Raw genomic sequence first — 2,067 nt, 5'->3', positions numbered from 1 at the left:
CAAACCTCTTAGCTGTAGGAGGCGGACTTGAAATAGATGGTGCTGCGCGATTTGATGATGATATTTCATTTCTTGCTGCGACTCCAACGATTACGCTTACTAATGGCGGTACATTGCTAATATCTGATGGCACTCAAACAATCGCTTCAATTATTGATCTTGGAACAGTTGGACATTTCTTAGCTGCTGGTTATCGAGTAACAAATGCAGCAGCACTTACTGCAGCAAACCCACAATTAACTAAGGCTAATTTACAGGCAGCAAGTTTTTGGCCAGTTGATATGACCAGTAATGCTGTAGATGTTGATCTTGGAACTGATGCAATTCTTGATGCTGGAGATGTTGGTAGAAAACTTAACTTTGCTGTAACGGTAGCATCTGGAGCAAATGAACTTACTGTGACAAGTGGCGCAAATATTACAGTGGTAACATATAGCGCTACAACCGCAACAAGCACGGAAGATGTTGGTGATTTTGTTGAATGTACTATTATTGCTACAAATAGAGCAACCTGTATAGAATACGCAAACGATTAAACTTTGATACGACTTATAAATTTTATGTATACTTCTACCATTCTAAAAATGGTGGGGAAAGTAGTACTAGCTACTTTACTTGGAATAGTAATAGCACCATCTTCATTTGCTGCTGATCTCAACTATGATGCTGACACCTTTATTGTTGTAAACTCTGTTCCGCTTGAGATTCTTTCCGGGTCTCATGCTTCGCGCTTGCAGATTGGAACCAACCTTATTGTTGATGTGCCTGCGGGGCAGAACTTCTTTCTGGTATCGCGCGATGGCACGGCACTGCCGAATTCCGTGAGTATCAACAATGAAGCTCAGAATGCCCTTCCCCAGAGCTGCACACAGAATGCCCAAGGACAATCGACAGAAAATGTCCTCTCCATCCAGGGCGCAACCGTAGGTACTATGCGAGTGACGATCTCCCCAATACTCAGCACCCCGACAGTCGACACCAAATGCAAGGTAGCAGGTGGTGGCGCACAGACCTCCGGTGGTGGAGGGAGTGGCGGAGGGGGAGTCGCGGGAATTGGCAGCACCACAAGCACCGGTACCCTGCCTCCTGCACCGACTATCATCCCCGGTGTGACTACTACTCCAACAACCACAGCCCCAGCAGTTCCCGCACCAACTAGAGCTCTTACGCTTCCAACTACGGGTATTGTAACACCTATTCCTTTACCACTACCAACACCTCCAGTTGTAGTAGCTACATCGGTAGAGATACAGCAACAGACAGAAAAAACTGCAGAAAATACTCTGGATATTGTAGCCCGGGCTATTGCAGCAGCTCCAGCTCAGGCAACATCCATTGCACCAAGTGGTTCCGGAGAAGCGCCCCCAACACCAGCTCAGGCAGCACCTATTCCCGTGAATGTGTCTCAAGCAGCAGAGGCAATTGCAGAAAAAATTCTACCTCAAGATGCTACATCAATGGAGCGCGCGATTACGAAAGTGCTTCTCGACAACCCCCCTGCTGCAGTTGAGGCAAAGGGCAAAGGAGTTTGGGGCTCAGGGATCAACAGTACGCGTATTGCAAATAATGGAAAAATTCCAATCGAACCGGAAAAGCTTAAAAAATTTGTAGAGAATGCGGCGCTTGTGGTGAATGGGCGGTTTCCTGTGCCAGAGTTTAAAAACCCTGGTTTAGAGGGAGAGATGGCAAGCTTACTTGGAGTGATATACAATAGAGATATGGCTCCAGGAGAAGACACTACGGCAGAAATAGCAGATCGCAATGCCATTGTAATTGGAACATACGGACTTCGACAGCAAAAACAAAATATGAACGCGGAGCGTACAGCAGCAAAAGTGATTAATAAGAAGCTAGCAAGTATAAATAAGTTTATAAAGAACAATAAGGAGGAATTTACTATAATAAGTGAAATCAAAAAGAATAAGGGTGAGTATTGGAATCTGGTAAATGCGGTTGCCAATTCAGGTGCAAAACGATAGTCGCTTAACACTACTGAATTCAAAAGCCCCTCTCGTTGAACCGTACCCCGTTTAATGGACACGGGTAAAAAACTACCCAGCGGTGGCA

Annotated in this window: 2 protein-coding genes; both read left to right on the top strand. The window is 45.5% G+C overall.

Annotated features, from left to right (window positions below):
* Window positions 1-536 (top strand): hypothetical protein (locus AAB400_04400; protein ID MEK7649121.1); only part of this gene is annotated, 536 nt, incomplete at its 5' end.
* A gap of 24 nt (window positions 537-560) precedes the next feature.
* On the top strand, window positions 561-1,979 hold the full coding sequence (locus AAB400_04395) for a hypothetical protein (GenBank protein ID MEK7649120.1): 1,419 nt from the start codon (window positions 561-563) through the stop codon (window positions 1,977-1,979).
* Window positions 1,980-2,067: the final 88 nt, after the last annotated feature.

The organism is Patescibacteria group bacterium (assembly GCA_038065255.1).
Classification (GTDB): domain Bacteria; phylum Patescibacteriota; class Patescibacteriia; order JACQRZ01; family JACQRZ01; genus JBBTRI01.
Note: the sequence above shows the minus strand (reverse complement) of the source record. Positions and strands in the feature narration are given on the sequence as shown.

Bases quoted from the DNA above. Each gene is read 5' to 3' on its own strand.
- AAB400_04395 (MEK7649120.1), top strand. From the start codon at position 561: ATGTATACTTCTACCATTCTAAAAATGGTGGGGAAAGTAGTACTAGCT.